Annotated in this window: 16 protein-coding genes and 1 tRNA gene; 7 read left to right on the top strand and 10 right to left on the bottom strand. The window is 74.4% G+C overall.

The window, feature by feature from the left end; translation table 11 throughout:
- Nucleotides 1-476 precede the first annotated feature (476 nt).
- The 7 genes from FXF50_RS25625 to FXF50_RS25655 form a co-directional block, all read right to left on the bottom strand.
- Nucleotides 477-2429 (bottom strand): VWA domain-containing protein, encoded by a 1953-nt coding sequence (locus FXF50_RS25625; RefSeq protein WP_148431505.1) that lies wholly within the window; start codon nucleotides 2427-2429, stop codon nucleotides 477-479.
- Nucleotides 2430-2431: 2 nt separating this feature from the next.
- On the bottom strand, nucleotides 2432-3877 hold the full coding sequence (locus FXF50_RS25630) for a magnesium chelatase (RefSeq protein ID WP_148431506.1): 1446 nt from the start codon (nucleotides 3875-3877) through the stop codon (nucleotides 2432-2434).
- Between the two features lie 48 nt (nucleotides 3878-3925).
- On the bottom strand, nucleotides 3926-5020 hold the full coding sequence (locus FXF50_RS25635; protein WP_148431507.1) for a hypothetical protein: 1095 nt from the start codon (nucleotides 5018-5020) through the stop codon (nucleotides 3926-3928).
- Between the two features lie 72 nt (nucleotides 5021-5092).
- Nucleotides 5093-5743, bottom strand: coding sequence for a response regulator transcription factor (locus FXF50_RS25640; protein WP_148431508.1), 651 nt, complete (start codon nucleotides 5741-5743; stop codon nucleotides 5093-5095).
- The gene (locus FXF50_RS25645) at nucleotides 5740-6990 is read right to left on the bottom strand and encodes a sensor histidine kinase (RefSeq protein WP_148431509.1); all 1251 of its coding nucleotides are present in this window, start codon (nucleotides 6988-6990) and stop codon (nucleotides 5740-5742) included. The genes FXF50_RS25640 and FXF50_RS25645 overlap by 4 nt, the downstream gene beginning before the upstream one ends.
- Nucleotides 6991-7048: 58 nt before the next feature.
- Entirely contained in the window at nucleotides 7049-7546 is a 498-nt protein-coding gene (locus FXF50_RS25650; RefSeq protein ID WP_148431510.1) for a hemerythrin domain-containing protein, read from the bottom strand.
- Between the two features lie 5 nt (nucleotides 7547-7551).
- On the bottom strand, nucleotides 7552-8520 hold the full coding sequence (locus tag FXF50_RS25655; protein WP_148431511.1) for an aldo/keto reductase: 969 nt from the start codon (nucleotides 8518-8520) through the stop codon (nucleotides 7552-7554).
- Nucleotides 8521-8617: 97 nt separating this feature from the next.
- Between FXF50_RS25655 and mgrA the strand changes: the two genes are divergently transcribed.
- The gene (gene mgrA / locus FXF50_RS25660) at nucleotides 8618-9607 is read left to right on the top strand and encodes an L-glyceraldehyde 3-phosphate reductase (RefSeq protein ID WP_148431512.1); all 990 of its coding nucleotides are present in this window, start codon (nucleotides 8618-8620) and stop codon (nucleotides 9605-9607) included.
- A 3-nt stretch (nucleotides 9608-9610) separates the two neighbouring features.
- Here mgrA and FXF50_RS25665 read toward each other — a convergent pair whose 3' ends face one another.
- Nucleotides 9611-10519 (bottom strand): lytic polysaccharide monooxygenase, encoded by a 909-nt coding sequence (locus FXF50_RS25665; protein WP_148431513.1) that lies wholly within the window; start codon nucleotides 10517-10519, stop codon nucleotides 9611-9613.
- 178 nt (nucleotides 10520-10697) lie between these two features.
- Between FXF50_RS25665 and FXF50_RS25670 the strand changes: the two genes are divergently transcribed.
- From FXF50_RS25670 to FXF50_RS25690, 5 genes are all read left to right on the top strand, one after another.
- Entirely contained in the window at nucleotides 10698-12896 is a 2199-nt protein-coding gene (locus FXF50_RS25670; protein ID WP_148431514.1) for a DUF4153 domain-containing protein, read from the top strand.
- A 158-nt stretch (nucleotides 12897-13054) separates the two neighbouring features.
- Complete coding sequence (locus FXF50_RS25675) at nucleotides 13055-14122, top strand: glycerophosphodiester phosphodiesterase family protein (RefSeq protein ID WP_148431515.1); 1068 nt, start codon at nucleotides 13055-13057, stop codon at nucleotides 14120-14122.
- 71 nt (nucleotides 14123-14193) lie between these two features.
- The gene (locus tag FXF50_RS25680; RefSeq protein WP_148431516.1) at nucleotides 14194-14550 is read left to right on the top strand and encodes a hypothetical protein; all 357 of its coding nucleotides are present in this window, start codon (nucleotides 14194-14196) and stop codon (nucleotides 14548-14550) included.
- Nucleotides 14547-14996: a MerR family transcriptional regulator gene (locus tag FXF50_RS25685; protein ID WP_148431517.1), complete on the top strand. Its 450-nt coding sequence runs from the start codon at nucleotides 14547-14549 to the stop codon at nucleotides 14994-14996. Before FXF50_RS25680 ends, FXF50_RS25685 begins: the two co-directional genes overlap by 4 nt.
- 16 nt (nucleotides 14997-15012) lie before the next feature.
- Nucleotides 15013-15348 carry a YnfA family protein gene (locus tag FXF50_RS25690; RefSeq protein ID WP_148431518.1) on the top strand — a complete coding sequence of 112 codons (336 nt, stop codon included), beginning with the start codon at nucleotides 15013-15015 and terminating at the stop codon, nucleotides 15346-15348.
- A gap of 116 nt (nucleotides 15349-15464) precedes the next feature.
- Here the strand turns inward: FXF50_RS25690 and FXF50_RS25695 are convergent.
- Together FXF50_RS25695 and FXF50_RS25700 are read right to left on the bottom strand one after the other, a co-directional pair.
- A tRNA-Ala gene (locus tag FXF50_RS25695) sits at nucleotides 15465-15537 on the bottom strand.
- A 90-nt stretch (nucleotides 15538-15627) separates the two neighbouring features.
- Nucleotides 15628-16218, bottom strand: a complete 591-nt coding sequence (locus FXF50_RS25700; RefSeq protein WP_148431519.1) for a YqgE/AlgH family protein — start codon at nucleotides 16216-16218, stop codon at nucleotides 15628-15630.
- Nucleotides 16219-16350: 132 nt separating this feature from the next.
- Here FXF50_RS25700 and FXF50_RS25705 point away from each other — a divergent pair, with 132 nt between their 5' ends.
- On the top strand, nucleotides 16351-17154 hold the full coding sequence (locus FXF50_RS25705) for an S-methyl-5'-thioadenosine phosphorylase (RefSeq protein ID WP_148431520.1): 804 nt from the start codon (nucleotides 16351-16353) through the stop codon (nucleotides 17152-17154).
- Nucleotides 17155-17239: the final 85 nt, after the last annotated feature.

The following is a 17239-nucleotide window of genomic DNA, read 5'->3' on the forward strand; positions in this document are numbered from 1 at the left end:
CGGCGGGGCGCCCTCCTCGATCGTTCACGGGGATACAACTACGCCCACCCGCCCGCCATTCCGCCGCCAGAGTGCCACCGACCACCCCCGAAACGGACATCCGGCCCAGCCAACACCCGTCGGTGGAACTCGATGGGTGTATCCGGGCCCCGGAGACATACATGGCGTTCCACTCAGCGTGGCCTCCGTCGGGCGGGCAGTGCACCGCCACCCGCGGGTCAGGCCGAGCCCGTGCGGCGGACCGGACATTCACCCCAGATCGGCGAATCGGTCGGGAACGGCCGACCGGCGCCGGGCCCACCCCGCTCAACCCCCTTTGCTCTGCAGCCATGGAGGCAACACCCTGAAATTTCGCCTGTTGCGTGGGGGGCTGCAGAGCAAAGGCGCGGTTGAGCACGTGCCACCCGCGCTGGGGCGGTCGGAGCTGGGGCGTCCGTTCCGACCTGGCGTCGGACGGTCGGGGAACGGAACCCGGGTCAGTGGCGGCCGTGGCGGGCGCGGAGGTAGTCGGAGACGACGTACTCGCCGAGGTCGTCGAGGTCCGGCGTGAACATCCGGCCCTTGGAGCGCCGGGCCACCGCGTCCACGAACCGCCGCAGCCCCGGGTCGTCGCCGAGCATGAACAGGTTGAGCGTGGCGCCGTACCGGGTCAGCTTGTCCACCTCACGGATGGTCGCCTCAATGGTCTCCGGCAGCGGCGGCCAGTGGAAGTACGCCTCGCCGTCGGACGGGTCGAGGTGCGCGGTGGGCTCGCCGTCGGTGACGACCAGCACGACCGGCTCGGCGCCGGGGTGCCGGCGCAGGTGCCGCCCGGCCAGCCGCAGCGCGTGCTGGAGGTTGGTGCCCTGCTCCATGTCCGGCTCGACGGCGGCCAGTTCCTGCTGGGTGAGCGGCACGGCCTCCCGGCCGAATCCGATGATCTGGAGGGCGTCCTGCGGGAAGCGGGTCGCCATGAGGTGCGACAGGGCCAGCGCCGTCTGCTTCATGGGCCCCCAGCGGCCCTGCGAGATCATCGAGTAGGACAGGTCGACGCAGAGCGCCACGGCCGCCGAGGCCCGCCGCTCGGTCTCCATCACCTCGAAGTCCTCGACCGCGAGCTGCACGGGCACACCGGGGCCGGCCCGGCGTACGGCGCGGGTGAGGGTGCGGACCACGTCGAGGGGCTGCTCGTCGCCGTACTCCCATTGCCGGGAGGCGCCGCTCACCTCGCCGGCCGCACCCGCGGAGCGCAGGTCGTGCTGGCCGCGCGGGCCGGCGGTCAGGTCGGCGAAGACCCGGCGCAGGGCGGTGCCGGCGAGCCGGCGCAGCGCCTTCGGGCTGAGCGTCAGCCCTTCGGCGTCCCGGGTCACCCAGCCCTGCCGGCGCAGCTCGCGTTCCAGTTCCCGCAGCCGGCGCGCGTCGTCGGCGGCGTCCCGGCCCAGCGTCCGGGCGACCGCCTCGACGTCGATGTCGTCCAGGGTGGCGCCGGGGTGGTCCTGGTCGAGGGAGTCGAGCAGCTCGTCCAGCTCGGCGATCTCGCCGAGCGCGCCGGTGGCCTCGCCGTAGCCGAGCGGCTGGTCGCCCCGGACCCGCTCGCCGCGCTGCCAGTCGAGGTCGGGGCGCAGCGACCGCAGGTGGGCGTCCAGCTGGGACAGTTCCCCGGCCAGCTGCTCGCCGAGGGACTGGCGCATGAGCCCGGCCAGTTCCTCGCGCTGCCGGTCGGACAGCGACCGCATGAGCCGCTCACCGGCCGCCGCCCGGCGGGCCAGCACGTCGACCAGCTCGTCGACGTCCTTCGGCCGCTCCGGGAAGAACTCGCCGTGCCGGCGCATGAACTCGGCGAACGCGTCGGTGGTGTCCTCGGAGCGGGCGTGCCGGGCGAGCAGGTCGTTGAGGTCGCGCATCATCTCGGCGAGCTGCCGCTGTGCGGCCGGGTCGGCGGCGGCCCGCGCCGCGTCGCGCAGCCCGGCGAAGCGCTGCTCCAGCACGTCGCCGCGCAGCCCGTCGAGGATCCGCTGGTAGGTCTGCCGCGCCTCGTCGCTGGCCCAGTCGTAGCCGGACAGCTCCTCGACGGCCCGGGCGGTCGAGCGGGGCAGGTTGTCCAGCACCGCCTCGGCGAAGCGCGCGTCGTCGCCGTCCCGCCCGCGCAGCTCCTCCCGCTCGGCGGCGAGGGCCTGGTCGAGCAGCGCCTGCGCGCGGGTCACGGCGCCGTCCAGGTCGCCCCGGCGCAGCGCCTCCCGGCGCAGCCGGCGGGCCCGGGCGGCCAGGTCGTCCAGGCCGCCGCGCCCCTGCGGGCCGCGTCGCAGCAGGTCGCGCAGCGCCTCCCGCAGGCTGCCGCCGGCGAGGACCTCCGCGCCGACCGCGTCCACGGCGGCACGTACGTCGTACGGCGGGGCGAGCGGGTCGGGGCCGCCGCGCCACTGCCCGTACCGGAACCGGTTGCCGGCCACGGTCAGCCCCGGCCGCCGTAGACGGTGCGCCCGGACTCGGTGACGTCCTTGCCCAGCCGGCGGGTGAGGTGCAGCCCTTCCAGGACGAACTCGATCCCGGCGGCGGCCTCCTCGGGGGTGGGCGCGTCGCCGAGGCCGAGCCGGTCGAGCACCTTGGCGAGCCCGGGCACGGTGCCGACCTGGCGGAGCAGTTCGGCCGAGGAGACCAGCTCGCCGGTCTCGATCTCGCCGCCCTCGGCGACCAGCGCGGTGAACCCGGAGAGGTCCAGCCCGGCCAGCCGGGCCCGGAACGTCTCGGCGGCGGCGGTCCGCAGCAGGTGGCCGAGGACCTCGATCTCCCGCCCCTCCTCACCGCTCTCGAACTCGACCTTGCCACGCAGGGTGGAGGTCACCGAGACGGCGTCGCCGACCCGGGCGACCGGGGCCTCGTGGGCGGCGGTGGCGAGCAGGCCGGCGCGGCGCAGCGCGGCGGCGGCGACGGTCTCGGCGGCGGCGATGGCGAACCGGGCGGAGACGCCGGAGCGCGGGTCCACCGACGGCGATTCCCGGACGGCGCGGGCGAACCGGGCGAGCACCTCCAGCACGTGCTCGGGGACGGTGGCGACCAGGTCGGCCTCCTGCCGGATCAGCTCCAGCTCCAGCTCCAGGTCGAGCGGGTAGTGGGTGCGGATCTCGGCGCCGAAGCGGTCCTTCAGTGGGGTGATGATCCGGCCCCGGTTGGTGTAGTCCTCCGGGTTGGCGCTGGCCACCAGGAGCAGGTCCAGCGGCAGCCGGAGCTGGTAGCCGCGGACCTGGATGTCCCGCTCCTCCAGCACGTTGAGCAGCGCCACCTGGATGCGTTCGGCCAGGTCGGGCAGCTCGTTGACGGCGAAGACACCTCGGTTGGTGCGGGGCACCAGTCCGAAGTGGATGGTCTCCGGGTCGCCGAGGGTGCGCCCCTGGGCGAGGCGGATCGGGTCGACGTCGCCGATGAGGTCGCCGACGCTGGTGTCCGGGGTGGCCAGCTTCTCGCCGTACCGCATCGAGCGGTGCAGCCAGCCGATCGGCAGGTCGTCGCCGCGCTCGGCGACGAGGGCGCGGGACGCCGGGGTGAGCGGGTGCATGGGGTGCTCGTTGAGCACCGAGCCGGGGATCACCGGGGTCCACTCGTCGAGCAGCGCGCCGAGCGAGCGGATGAGCCGGGTCTTGCCCTGGCCGCGCTCGCCGAGCAGCACCATGTCGTGGCCGGCGAGCAGGGCCCGCTCGACCTCGGGCAGCACCGTGTCCTCGTAGCCGACGATGCCGGGGAAGCGCTCCTCGCCGGCGCGCATCCGGGCGAGGAGGTTGTCGCGGAGCTCCTGCTTGACCGTGCGGTGGTGGTGGCCGGACGCCCGCAGCTCGCCGAGCGTGCCGGGCAGGTCGGCGGGCGGGACCGGGGGAACCTGGTTGGGCGCAGTCACCCGACCCACGCTATCTCGGTCGGGTGACCGCGCGCCGCCTTCCGGGCGGCCGGAGCGTCACGGACGGGGGACGGGCCGCCCGCAGCGGGCGCAGGCGCCCCGCCGGCGCAGGTGGTATGCCAGGGTGGCCGCCCCGAGCGCGACGCCCCAGAGGGGCCAGAGCAGCATCGGCGCGGAGGCCAGGCTGAACTCGTGCCCGATCTGCCAGAAATCCGGCTTCGTGAGCAGCCCGAGAGTGGCCGCCGTCACCGACAGCGCGACCAGCGTCGCGGGGACGACCGCCAGCTTGATCGGCACCCGCCGGCCGGCCAGCCCCGGCAGCCACCGGGGGAAGCGCTCGCCCCAGGGGCGGACCAGCCCGAGGGTGAGGATCGCCCCGACGGTGGCGAAGGCACCGAGCCCGGCGCCGGCCCAGACGAGCCCGGTCTCCCGCATCTCGGCGAGGAAGTCCCGGGAGATGCCCAGCGGGATGCCGGCCGCCCAGGCGAACCGGGTGAGCGCGTAGGCGAACGGGATCACGGCGGCCGTGTACGCGGCCCAGCGCCCCCAGCGGGCGGCCGAGGCCGGCGTGGTCCAGCCCCGCTCGTGGTCGTCCCGACCGCAGGCCGGGCAGGCGCCGGCGGTTCGCCGCTGCCAGAGCAGCAGCGCCCCGGCCAGCAGGACGCCGCCGACGAGCGCGGCGCACCGGGCCGCCAGGGGCCAGTCGAAGATCTGCCCGTAGTCGACGGGCGGCCAGCCGAACGGCGCACCGATGATCAGCATCGGGAGGTAGCCGAGCACGATCAGCACCCGGGCGTCCGGGACGACCACGGTCAGCGCGAAGACGACCGCCCAGCCGTAGCCGAGCAGCAGCGCGCGGGGCAGGCCGGGTCGGCGTACCGTCGCCGGGCCGCTCATGGCGAGGGCCGCGACCGCCGCGAGCAGCAGCACCCCGGCGAAGAGGGGTGCGCCGACGTCCACCGGCACCGACCGGAGCAGGCTGACGTCGCCGCCGTGCGGGTCGTTGGCGCCGAACGGGTAGCCGGCGCCGGTCAGCGTCGAGACCAGGGCGAGCACGCCCCAGCCGCCGAGCCAGGCGGCGGCGAGCGGGGCGGCCAGATCGAGCCGGGTCCGGCCGGCCCGACGGGGTGGGGAATCGGTTGTCGTCGTCATGACCTCAGCCTCGGCCGGCCGGGTCCCGGATCCCTCCCGCGCGGGGGTGGACCGTCTCCCCCGGGCGAGGGGTCAGCCGGTCGGCACCACGAAGCCCGACTCGTACGCGGCGATCACCGCCTGGGTCCGGTCGCGTACGCCGAGCTTGGCCAGCACGTTGCCGACGTGCGTCTTGACCGTCTCCACGCCGACCACGAGCCGGTCGGCGATCTCCGGGTTGGACAGCCCGGCGGCCATCAGCCGCAGCACCTCCGCCTCCCGCTCGGTGAGGCGGGCCGCCCGCAGCCCGTCGGAGCCCCGGCCGCCGTACGCGCCGACGAGCTGGCGGATCGCCGCCGGGAAGAGCAGCGACTCGCCGGCCGCGACCACGCGGATCGCCTCCACCACCTCGGCCGGGCGGGCCCGCTTGAGCAGGAACCCGCTGGCGCCGGCACGCAGCGCCTCGTAGACGTACTCGTCGTTGGCGAACGTCGTCACTACCAGGACGCGGGGCGGGTCGGCGGAGGTGGCCAGCAGCCGCCGGGTGGCCTGGATGCCGTCGATGGCCGGCATCCGGACGTCCATGAGCACCAGCCGCGGGCGCAGCCGGGCCACCAGCGGCGGCACCTCGGCGCCGTCCGCGGCCTCGCCGACGACCCGGAGGTCGGGCTGGGCGTCCACGATCGCCCGCAGGCCGACCCGGATCAGCTCGTCGTCGTCGACGATCAGCACGTCGATGGTCATCCGGTCTCCTCCCTCGGCGCCGGCAGGGTGACCCGTACCCGCCAGCGGTCGCCCTCCGGCCCGGCGGTGAGCTGCCCGCCGAGCAGCAGCACCCGCTCCCGCATGCCGTCCAGGCCGCGCCCGCCGCCACCCGGCCCCCTGACGCCACGCAGCCCGTTGACCAGCTCGATCTCCAGAGACCCGTCGGGTACGGCCACCCGCAGCTCCACCGGCCCCCGGCCGTGCCGGGCGGCGTTGGTGAGCCCCTCCTGGACGATCCGGTAGCCCTCCCGGGACACGACGGCGGGCAGCCCGCCCAGCGCCCCGCTGACCCGGGGCTGCACCACCAGGCCGGCGGCCCGGGTGTCGGCGACCAGCCGGTCCAGCCCGTCGAGAGTGGCCTGCGGCACGGTGGGTGCGGGCGCCCGCCCGTCCTCGGTCTCGCGGAGCAGCCCGAGGACGTGGTCCAGGTCGTCCATGGCGCGGCGGCTGGTCTCCTCGATGGCGCGCAGCGCCCGCCGGGTGAACTCCGGGTCGGTGTCGAGCAGCTCGCGGGCGGCGCCCGCCTGGAGGGTCGCCACGGTGAGCGCGTGCCCCACCGAGTCGTGCAGCTCGCGGGCCAGCCGGTTGCGCTCGGCCAGCCGGGCGGACCGCGCCTCCAGGGCGGCGATCCGCTCGGCCTGCGCCGGGCCGAGGAGCACCGGGGCCATCGAGGCGGCGAGCGCGCCCAGACCGGCGACCGCGTAGCCGAGCGCGACCAGCACGGCCAGCCCGGCCAGTCCCGCCGCGACCGGGTGATCCGGGCCGAACGGGCCGAAGCCGTCGTCGGCCGTCGCCCCGATGTCGACGCCGGCCAGCCCGGCCAGGAAGACCAGCGCCATGGGGAACGCGCTGATCGCCGCGAACAGCACCAGGCCACCGGTGAACAGGTGCAGGGCGATCCAGAGCGCGGCCCGCAGCCGGGTCTCCCGGTCGATCCGGTGGCCCGGCGCGGGCTCGGGCAGGTCGACCGCGAGCAGCGCCCGGGCGGCGGCGATCTCCAGCGCCCGGCTGCCGGCGAGGAACACCGGCACGGCGGCGAGGACCACGGCGACCAGCAGCAGGCCGGCGCCGATCGGGCGGGGCACGTCGCCGTTGCCGAACAGTTGCGCGAACGTCGCCGCGAGCAGCGCGTACGGCAGGGCGAGCACCCCGCCGAGCAGCAGGAACACGGCACGCCGCCAGGTGCTCCCGCGCACCAGCGGCGCCAGCACACCCGGGACCGTCACCCGGCCATTCTCCCGCCGGAGGGCGACCCACCGACTCCCCCGTGACGGGGAGATGGGCTCAGCGGTGGTCCTGGACGTACTTCTCCGGGTCCTTGTCGCGGAAGGGCAGGTTGCGCCCGTTCTTGTGCTCGCCGTAGAAGGTCAGCCAGCGCTGCCCCAGCTCGGCCCGCAGCTCGACGCTCGCGTGCCGGCGGAAGTCCGGCAGGGCCTCGTCCTCCTCCTCGGCCAGGTGCTCGCTGTTCTCCCGGCGGGCCCGCCACACGGCCGCCCACCAGGCGTCCGAGCCGACCTCGTGCAGCTTCGACTCGGCGACGGCGTCGCGGATCTTGTTGTGGTCGCCGATGGCGTCCTCGGTCTCCTCCGCGCCGTCGTCGCCGTGCCGGACCAGGTGCGGGTAGAGGATGGCCTCCTCGGCCTCGGCGTGGATGTCCAGGTGCAGGGCGAGCGCCTCCCAGACGGCCAGCAGCTCCGCCGGGTCGCGGGCGTCGTCGAGGCGGGCGAAGCCGCGGCGGAAGGCGGCGTGGTCGTCGAGGATCAGTGCGGTGATGTCGTCCATGGCGGTCACTTCCGGGTGCGGGCGCGGATCAGCTTGGGTACGGCGGCCAGCCCGGTGACCGGGCGGAACGCGTGGGCGGCGGTGACCAGTGCGGCGTGCTCGTCGTCGGCCAGGTCGATCTCGGCGGCGGCGGCGTTGCGCTCCACCTGCTCCACCCCGGACGCGCCGGGGATGGCGACCACGTTGGGGTGGCGGAGCAGGTACGCCAGGGCGATCTGGCTGGGCGTGGCGTCGTGCGCGTCGGCCACCTCGCGCAGGGTGGCGATCAGCTCGGTGCCCCGTTCCAGGTTCTCCGGCAGGAAGTACGGGTTGGCCCGCCGCACCGCCCCGGCGGGCGGGTTCCGCGCGTCGTACCGGCCGGACAGGAAGCCCTGCCCCAGCGGGCTGTACGCGATGACGATCCGGCCGGCCTGCTCCGCGTACGGGATGAGGTCCTTCTCGGGGCCGCGGTCGACCATGCTGTAGCGGACCTGGTTGCTCAGCACCCGGCGGCCCAGCGCGGCCTCGGCGAACCGCCAGCGGCGCAGGCCGTAGTTACTGACCCCCACCTCGCCGACGAGCCCGACGTCCTGGAGCGCGCGCATGCCGCGCATGGTGGTGGTGTCGGCGACCACCGGGTTGGGCTGGTGCACCTGGTAGAGGTCGATGCCGGCGACGCCGAGCCGGGCGGCCGAGGCGACCGCCCGCTGCTGCACCACCGGGGCGAGCGGCAGCACCGGGAAGATCTTGCTGGCCACGACGACCTTGGCTCGGTCCTCGCCCAGCGCCGCGCCGAGGATGCGCTCGCTGCGGCCGAAGCCGTAGATCTCGGCGGTGTCGAAGAGCGTGACGCCCAGGTCGAGCGCGCGCCGGACGATCTGCGCCGCCCGCTGTTCGTAGTCGGGGCCGTAGCCCCACTCGCGCGAGCCGAACTGCCACGTGCCGAGGCCGATCTTGGAGATGGGCTTGGGGGTGTCGAGCGGGACGTAGCGCATGGCTCGAAGCTACCCGCGCCGGTGCGGCCGCACGCCGGTTCCGGCGGCCCCACCTCCCGCCCGACCGGGGGCCCGGCCGGGACTAGGGTCTGCACTCGTGACCTACCTAGCCAGCGAAGACCGTTACGACTCGATGATCTACCGGCGCAGCGGCCGCAGCGGCCTGCGCCTGCCCGCCATCTCGCTCGGGCTGTGGCACAACTTCGGGCCGGACCGGCCGTACGAGCGGCAGCGGGACATCGTCCGGCGCGCCTTCGACCTCGGGATCACCCACTTCGACCTGGCCAACAACTACGGCCCGCCGCCCGGCACGGCCGAGGAGAACTTCGGCCGGATGCTCGCCACCGACCTGAAGCCTTACCGGGACGAGCTGGTCATCTCCAGCAAGGCCGGCTACCTCATGTGGCCCGGCCCGTACGGCGAGTGGGGTTCGCGCAAGTACCTCATCTCCTCGCTGGACCAGTCGCTGCGCCGGATGGGGCTCGACTACGTCGACATCTTCTACTCGCACCGGTTCGACCCGGACACCCCGCTGGAGGAGACGATGGGCGCGCTGGACGCGGTCGTCCGCTCCGGCAAGGCGCTCTACGTCGGCATCTCCAACTACAACTCGGAGCAGACCGCCCGGGCCGCCGAGATCCTCCGCGAACTGGGCACCCCGCTGCTGATCAACCAGCCGTCGTACTCGATGCTCAACCGCTGGACCGAGGCCGACGGGCTGCTCGACACCCTGGAGCAGGCCGGCGCGGGCTGCATCGCCTACAGCCCGCTGGCGCAGGGCCTGCTCACCGACCGCTACCTGGGCGGCATCCCGGCCGACTCCCGCGTGCGCACCAGCGTCTTCCTCAACGAGAGCGACCTCAGCGAGGAGAAGATGGCCACCATCCGCGGGCTCGCCGCGGTCGCCGAACGGCGCGGTCAGAGCCTGGCCCAGCTCGCGCTGGCCTGGGCGCTGCGCGACCCCCGGATGACCAGCCTGATCATCGGGGCGAGCAGCGTGGCCCAGCTGGAGGGGAACGTCGCCGCGCTGGACAACCTCGACCTCGGCGTCGACGAGCTGGCCGAGATCGACCGCCACCTGGGCTGAGGACTACCAGATCCGGCGCCGGCCGGCGCGGTGGCTGCGGACCCCGCACGGCCGGCCCGCCGGCACGCTGCCGGCCCGCCGCAGCCGCATCGCCACCACGACGACGAGCAGCACGGTGACCCCGGCCGCCGCGCCGACCACGAGCGGCCGGGGGAACGTGCGCGTGTCGGTCACCGCCGCCACCGGCACCCCCGCCGCCGGCTCGCCGGCCGGGTCGCCGGTCGCGGCCTTCGGCACGGTACGCGGGGCCGCCGCGGCTCTGGTCCGCGGCGTGGACGCCGCCCCGCCGGACGGTGACCGGAACACCACGTCGGAGCAGGAGTAGTAGGTGTCCTGGGTGTTCGAGTTCTGCCAGATGGTGTAGATGATGTGCCGCCCGGTGCGCCCGGTCGGCAGCCGACCCGGCATCTCGTAGGCGCCGTCCCGGATCGGCGGGTCGGTGACCGTCAGGAACGGCTTCTCCTCCAGGTCCGCCCAGGTCAGCCGGCGGGTCGGGGCGTACGAGGCGGTGGTGGCGTAGAACCGGAACGTGCCCTTGTGCGGGATCGTGGTGCGGTAGCGGAACGTGTGCCGGGCCCCGGCCGTGAGCGTCGTGGCCGGCCAGTCGGCCCGGGGCAGGTCCAACCCCCGGTACGCCGACAGCCCGCCGCTGCACAGTTCCCCGTCGGGGATGCGTTCCCGGTCCCGCCCGTCGATCTGGGCCACCCGGATGTTGTCCCACTCCCGCACGGCCGCCCCGGCGGCGATCGCGGCCCGGCAGGCCGGCGTGTCCGCCCGGCCACCCTCCGGACCGCAGGCCGCGGCCCGGCTCAACGGGCTCGTGGGGGCGCCGTGCGCGCTCGCCGGAACGCCGGTGAACAGCAGGGTCGCGGCGACGGCGGCGAGCGCGGCGAGCGTGCGGCGTACGGCCATGTCATCGACCTCCCGGGCACTGGTACGGGCGCGGGCCGGCAAAGGTTCGATCGGCGCGCCGGTGTGCCACGCTTCACGGCTTGCCGGGATGTGCTGACCGAACGGACGGTCGGTCGGGGCGGCGGTGGAGCATGCTCCGGCCCTACAGTGACGGCACCCCGTGATCAAGGAGCGTGCCGTGTCCGAGCCGCCACAGAAGCCAGAACCGCCCCGAGCCGCCCCGGCGACCGGGTCCGCGGCCGGCGACGTCCCCACCGACGTCACGCCGCACCTGCTCGTCACGCCCGCCGTGGCGGGTGCGCCGCCCTCGATGCCGTGGCCCGGCCCGGAGGGGCAGCCCGCCTGGGCCATCCCGGTGGTCGTGCCGCCCGGCACCCGCGGCTACGCGCTCTTCGTGCCGCTGGTGCCGGTGGCCGAGGCAGAGCCGGACGCGGCCCCCGGGCCGGCGGCCGCCCCGCGGCTGCTGGTCCCCGCGCCGGGCGTGCCCACCCAGGCCGCCCCGCCGGCCGTCGAGACCCCGGCCCCGATCGGCGCGGCGGCGCCCGGTGGCGGCGGCACCGGCACGACGACCGACGACGTCGCAACGCCGGCCCTCACCCCCGCCGAGCCGTCGGACTCCGAGGCTCAGCCGGAACCGGCCACGAAGGCCGACCCCGAACCCGGAACCGCCCCGGCGACCACCGCGGCCCCGACCACCGGACCAGCGACGACCGCCGCTCCGCCGGCGACCGGTACGCCGGTGGCGCCGCCCGGTGTCGTCCCGACCCCGCCGGTCGCCGCACCGCCCTATCCGGGTGCGGTCCACGGGCAGCAGCCCTGGGGTGGCTACCCGCCCCACGCCGGCTGGACGCCCCGGCCGCGGACGCCCCGGACCTCGTTCCTCGGCGCGCGCTGGCCGGGCCCGAAGCAGGCCACCGGCCGGGCGGTCCCGCTCGCGGTGCTGGCCGGCGCGCTCGGCACCGCGTTCTTCGTGCCGCTGAGCCGGGTCGGCATCGGCTGGTTCCTGGGCTGGCTCACGCTGACCCTCGGCGTGCTGGTCGCGGTGCGCCGGCGTACCGCCGAACTGCCCCGCACCGAGCGGCTGATCCGCGGCGGGTGGGCCGCGGCGGCGCTGGTCCTGCTGGCCGTGCTGGCCTTCCGCAACGCGTGGTGGCTGGTGACGTTCTGCGTGCTCGGCGCGCTGGGCTGCGCCACCCTGGCCATCGTCGGCGGCCGGCTGGTCCGCTCGATCCTGTTCGGCCTGGCCGCCACGCCGTTCGCGGCGTTCCGCGGCCTGCCCTGGGTGCGCCGGCACGTCACCGCGTCCCCGGAGGCCGGGACCGTCCGCAAGGTCACCGGCTCGGTGGTCGCCACCGTGCTGGTGCTGCTGGTCTTCGGCAGCCTGCTCTCCTCGGCCGACGCGGCCTTCTCGGAGGTGCTGGCCGCCGTCGTCCCCGAGATCAACATCGGTACGGTCTTCCGCTGGATCTTCCTGGCCGCGGTCGGCGGGCTCATCGCGGTCGCGGCCGTCTACACGCTGGCCGCCCCGCCCGACCTGTCCACCGTGGACCGGCCGAGCAGCCGCCGGCTCGGCGTGCTGGAGTGGGCACCGGCCATCGGGGCGCTGACGCTGCTCTTCGTGGGCTTCGTGATCGTGCAGTTCACCGTGCTCTTCGGCGGCCAGCGGCACGTGCAGAAGGTCGCCGGCCTCAGCTACTCCGAGTACGCCCGCAGCGGCTTCTGGCAGCTCCTCTTCGTCACCCTGCTGACCCTGGCCGTGCTGGGCGGGGTGAGCCGCTTGGCCAGCCGTGAGCGGCCGGTCGAGCGCCACCTGCTGCGCGTCCTGCTGGGCCTGCTCAGCGCGCTCAGCGTGGTGATCGTCGTGTCGGCGCTGTCCCGGATGTGGACGTACCAGAAGGTCTACAGCTTCACCGGCGAGCGGATCTTCGTGATGGCGTTCGAGCTGCTGCTCGGCGCGGTCTTCCTCATGATCCTGGCGGCGGGCGTGCGGTGGCAGGGGCGGTGGATACCGGGCACCACGGTGGCGCTGGCCGTGGCCATGCTGCTCGGCCTGGCCGTGCTGAACCCCGAGGACTACGCGGCGAAGCGCAACATCCTCCGGTACGAGCAGACCGGCAAGATCGACGCGTGGTACCTGCGGGCGCTCTCCGCCGACGCCACGCCCGCGCTGACCGGACTCCCCGACCCGGTCCGCCGCTGCACGCTGAGCTGGATCGCCGACGACCTCGAGGAGTCCGACCCCTGGTACGCCTGGAACCTGGGCCGTTACCGGGCCCGCCAGGCCCTCGACCGGGTCGGGCCGGACGCGATCGGTGGCCCGAAGGACTGCCGCCGGGCCGACCAGTTCGACCTGCCCAAGTCCCGCCGTACCCGGTGACGCCGCCGGCCGGGCCGCGCAACGCCGTGGCCCGGCCGGCGGCGCAGCCTGCCCGTCCGCGAACGTTCACCGCCCCCTCACGTCAGGGCCACGACGGACACCGCCCCCGCACCTAGCTTCGGCTGCGCGAACGTCAACCGAGTAGCGGAGGTTTTCCCATGTTCGTCCGTCAGCTCATGACGGTGCTGGCCGTCGGGGCGGTGCTGGCCGTGCCGACGGCCGCCCACGCGGCCCCCGTCGCCGACCCCGGCGTGCTGCCGCAGAAGACCCACTTCGACCTGCAGGCGCACCGGGGCGGGATCGGGCTGACCACCGAGGAGACCCTGGCCGGTTTCGCCAAGGCCATGCGCCTCGGCGTCACCACGCTGGAGCTGGACACCCAGGTCACCCGGGACGAGAAGGTGGTCGTCACGCACGACCGGCAGGTCAGCGCGCAGAAGTGCCGCGACACCGGACCGGTGACCCCGGGCGACGCGATGTACCCGTACGTCGGGAAGTACGTCAAGGACCTGACCCTGGCCCAGATCAAGACCATGGACTGCGGCTACCAGCAACTGCCCGGCTTCCCGGAGCAGGAGCAGATCGCCGGGGTCCGGATGGCCGAGCTGCGGGACGTGCTGGACCTGGTGAGGACCTGGCGCGCCCACCAGATCACGCTGAACATCGAGACGAAGGTGGAGGCCGGGGCGCCCGAGCAGACCGCACCGCGCGAGCTGTTCGTCCGCCGGGTCTTCGAGGAGATCCGCGCCTCGGGCATCGAGGACCACGTCACCATCCAGTCCTTCGACTGGGGCGCGCTGCGGGTGATGCACCGGCTCGCTCCGCGGTGGCCGCTCGTGGCGCTGACCAACTACGACTTCCTCCAGGTCGGCAAGCCCGGCGCCTCGCCCTGGCTGGGCGGCCTGGACGCGGACGACTTCGGTGGCGACTTCGTCCGGGCGGCAGCCGCGATCCCCGGCGTGACCACCCTCTCCCCCAACTACGGCTTCCCGCAGAACGGCACGGTCGCCGACCCGGCCTTCCGCTTCTACCCCGACGCGGAGATGATCGCCGACGCGCACGCCCGCGGCCTGAAGGTCGTGCCGTGGACCTGCGACGACCCAGCCACCGTGGCCGCGCTGATGGACCTGGGGGTCGACGGGATCATCACGAACTACCCGGACCGGGTCCGGCAGCTCATGGCCGAGCGGGGCATGCGCCTGCCCAAGGCGTACGAGCCGCGCTGATTCCCGGTGGCGGCGTCCGTCGGGCAGGGTGGGTTGCATCCGATACCCAGGTACAGGCTTACCGTCGAAGCATGAGCGACGGACAAGTAGCAACCGATGACTCCTGGGCGCCGGATGCCTGCACCCTGCCGACGGCTGAACGGCCGCTGCGGCTCGCCGAGTTCGATCAGTTCTCCCGCGACGCGGTCCGGGGTGCCGACCGAGTCTCCGCGCAGCATCTGCGGCTGCATCTCGCCGGAGACGCGCAGGTCGAGGAGACAGCACGGGACCTCACCGCCCGGGAGTCGTCGTGCTGCTCGTTCTTCGCCTTCGCCATCTCCCGGTCCGGCCCGGACGCGCTGACGCTGGACGTTCAGGTGCCCGTGGCCCACGTCGACGTGCTCGACGCCCTCGCCGACCGTGCCGCGTCAGCGGCAGGCTCGCGATGAGCGGATCGGGGCTCCGCAGCGGCCAGCTCGCCGACGCGGCCGGGGTCAACCTGCAGACGCTGCGCTACTACGAGCGCCGGGGACTTCTCACGGCCCCGCGGCGCTCCCCCGGCGGGCACCGCCTCTACCCGGCCGACACCGTCACCCTCCTGCGGGTCATCAAGACCGCACAGCGCCTCGGCTTCACCCTCGACGAGGTCGCCGACCTGCTCGACGCCGGCCGGCACCGGCACCGCGGCCGATCCGACAACGGCCTCCAGGTGCGAGCCAGGGAGAAGCTCGTCGAGGTGGAGCAGAGGCTGGCCGACCTCACCGTCATCCGCGACACCCTCCGCGCCGCCATCTCGGCCGGCTGCGACGACCTGGTCGCCTGCGCCGGCAGTTCCTGCTGCCCCCTGCCGTTCGCCGAACTCGCCGAGAGGAACGACCGGACCGCGAGGTGGTGAAGATAGGGTCCGACGGATGACGGTTGCCCGCTCGATCCTGCTGTTCGTCATCGCCGCGCTGGCCGAGATCGGCGGGGCCTGGCTGGTGTGGCAGGGCTGGCGGGAACACCGCGGGCTGCTCTGGATCGCCGCGGGAGTCATCGCGCTCGGGCTCTACGGCTTCGTCGCCACCTTCCAGCCCGACCCGAACTTCGGCCGTATCCTCGCCGCCTACGGCGGCATCTTCGTCGCCGGCTCACTCGCCTGGGGCATGGTCGTCGACAGGTTCCGCCCCGACCGTTACGACGTCGTCGGCGCCGCCATCTGCCTCGCCGGCGTCGCCGTGATCATGTACGCCCCACGCGCCAGCTAGTCACCTGAGCCGGGACCAGGAGCCGCACCTGCCCACGAGCAGGTCATGCCCCAGTCTCGGCCGGAATACGACGAAGGGCGCCCGCCATCGCTGACGAACGCCCTGATCGCTAAGGGTGGAGCCGAGGGGACTCGAACCCCTGACCCCCACACTGCCAGTGTGGTGCGCTACCAGCTGCGCCACGGCCCCTTGCGGTGTCCCCGGTCGCCCGGGCACGGAGAGAACTATACACACGCCGGTCGGCATGGTCATCTCGCGGGGGTACCCCTGGCCGGTGGCTCAGTTCAGGGCCACATCCGGCGGGAAGTGGGCGACCGCCGCCATCATGCCACCCTGCCGCCGCAGCACCATCGGCCAGAGATCGTCCGGGCGGTCGACGAAGGCGTCGCCGGGGAGGGCGTCGAACACGAACCAGGACCCGTCCTCGATCTCCCGCTCCAACTGGCCGGCGCCCCAGCCCGAGTAGCCGGCGAAGACCCGGATCCCGCCGACGGCGTCGCGCAGCTTCTCCGGGTCGACCGAGAGGTCGATGGTGCCGACCGCGCCGGAGACCCGGTGGAAGCCCTTCACCGGCTTGATCGGGTGGCGCATCCGGGCCAGGCAGATCGCCGAGTCGGGCTGCACGGGACCACCCTCGAAGAGCACCGCGGGGTGTCGGGCCAGGTCGCTCCAGTCGCCCAGGACGTCGGCCACCGGGACCTCGGTGGCCCGGTTGAGCACCACGCCGAGGGCGCCGCCGGGCTCGTGGGCGACGAGCAGCACGACCGTGCGGTCGAAGTTCGGGTCCTTCAGCGCAGGCGTCGCGACCAGCAGCCGCCCGGTCATGGAATCCATGGCTCGGCCACCGATCGCCTGTCCCTCACCCTGCATGTCCGACACCCGTCAGCCGTACGCCGCGACCAGCCGCGCTGTCAACGCCATGCAAGGCACCATAGCCTGCGGTCAGCCCGCTGGCTAAGGTCTGACCGGCGGGTGATCGCGACGGAATCGAGGGAGGGCCGGATGGCGGCTACGGCCGAACTGGCGGTGATCGGCGGGTCGGGCCTCTACGCCCTGCTCGACGGCGCCACCGAGCACGTGCTGGAGACGCCGTACGGCGCGCCGTCGGATCCGGTCACGATCGCCGAGGTGGGCGGCCGGCGGGTGGCGTTCCTGCCCCGGCACGGGCGCGACCATCGCTACCCGCCGCACCTGATCCCCTACCGGGCCAACCTCTGGGCGCTGCGTTCACTGGGCGTACGCCAGGTGCTGGCGCCCTGCGCGGTCGGCGGGCTGCGGCCGGAGCTGGGCCCGGGCACGTTCGTGGTGCCGGACCAGCTCGTCGACCGCACCAGCGGGCGGACGCAGACCTACTACGACCAGGGCGCGGTGCACGTGTCGTTCGCCGACCCGTACTGTCCGGCGGGGCGGCGCACGCTGCTCGACGCGGCGGCCGGGCGGGGCGTGCCGGCCGTGGACGGCGGCACGGTGGTGGTGGTCGAGGGGCCGCGGTTCTCCACCCGGGCGGAGTCGCGCTGGTTCGCCTCGATCGGCGGCACGGTGGTCAACATGACCGGGCACCCGGAGGCGGTGCTCGCCCGCGAACTGGCCCTCTGCTACACCTCGATCGCCCTGGTCACCGACCTGGACGCCGGTGTCGAGGCGGGTGGGTCGGTGACCCAGGAGGAGGTCTTCCGGGTCTTCGGGGAGAACACCGACCGGCTGCGCGGGGTGCTGCTGGACGCGGTCGCCGCGCTGCCCGCCGAGCGGGACTGCCCCTGCGGGCGGGCGCTGGACGGGATCAAGCTCCCGTTCCCGCTGCCCTGAGCGCCGGGAAGCACCCGAAAAGTCGACCTCGGCCCGATAGATTCGGCTAGTCGGGACGCTGATCACCGGGCCGTCTCCCGGCATG

It is taken from the genome of Micromonospora sp. AP08 (genome assembly GCF_008085935.1).
Classification (GTDB): domain Bacteria; phylum Actinomycetota; class Actinomycetes; order Mycobacteriales; family Micromonosporaceae; genus Micromonospora; species Micromonospora chersina.

What these genes read in the sequence shown, in the direction of transcription:
- FXF50_RS25700 (WP_148431519.1), bottom strand. Translation starts at nt 16,218, where the DNA reads ATGCAGGGTGAGGGACAGGCGATCGGTGGCCGAGCCATGGATTCCATG.
- FXF50_RS25665 (WP_148431513.1), bottom strand. Translation starts at nt 10,519, where the DNA reads ATGGCCGTACGCCGCACGCTCGCCGCGCTCGCCGCCGTCGCCGCGACC.
- FXF50_RS25675 (WP_148431515.1), top strand. Translation starts at nt 13,055, where the DNA reads ATGTTCGTCCGTCAGCTCATGACGGTGCTGGCCGTCGGGGCGGTGCTG.
- FXF50_RS25705 (WP_148431520.1), top strand. Translation starts at nt 16,351, where the DNA reads ATGGCGGCTACGGCCGAACTGGCGGTGATCGGCGGGTCGGGCCTCTAC.
- FXF50_RS25690 (WP_148431518.1), top strand. Translation starts at nt 15,013, where the DNA reads ATGACGGTTGCCCGCTCGATCCTGCTGTTCGTCATCGCCGCGCTGGCC.
- FXF50_RS25685 (WP_148431517.1), top strand. Translation starts at nt 14,547, where the DNA reads ATGAGCGGATCGGGGCTCCGCAGCGGCCAGCTCGCCGACGCGGCCGGG.
- FXF50_RS25680 (WP_148431516.1), top strand. Translation starts at nt 14,194, where the DNA reads ATGAGCGACGGACAAGTAGCAACCGATGACTCCTGGGCGCCGGATGCC.
- FXF50_RS25650 (WP_148431510.1), bottom strand. Translation starts at nt 7,546, where the DNA reads ATGGACGACATCACCGCACTGATCCTCGACGACCACGCCGCCTTCCGC.
- FXF50_RS25640 (WP_148431508.1), bottom strand. Translation starts at nt 5,743, where the DNA reads ATGACCATCGACGTGCTGATCGTCGACGACGACGAGCTGATCCGGGTC.
- FXF50_RS25655 (WP_148431511.1), bottom strand. Translation starts at nt 8,520, where the DNA reads ATGCGCTACGTCCCGCTCGACACCCCCAAGCCCATCTCCAAGATCGGC.
- FXF50_RS25635 (WP_148431507.1), bottom strand. Translation starts at nt 5,020, where the DNA reads ATGACGACGACAACCGATTCCCCACCCCGTCGGGCCGGCCGGACCCGG.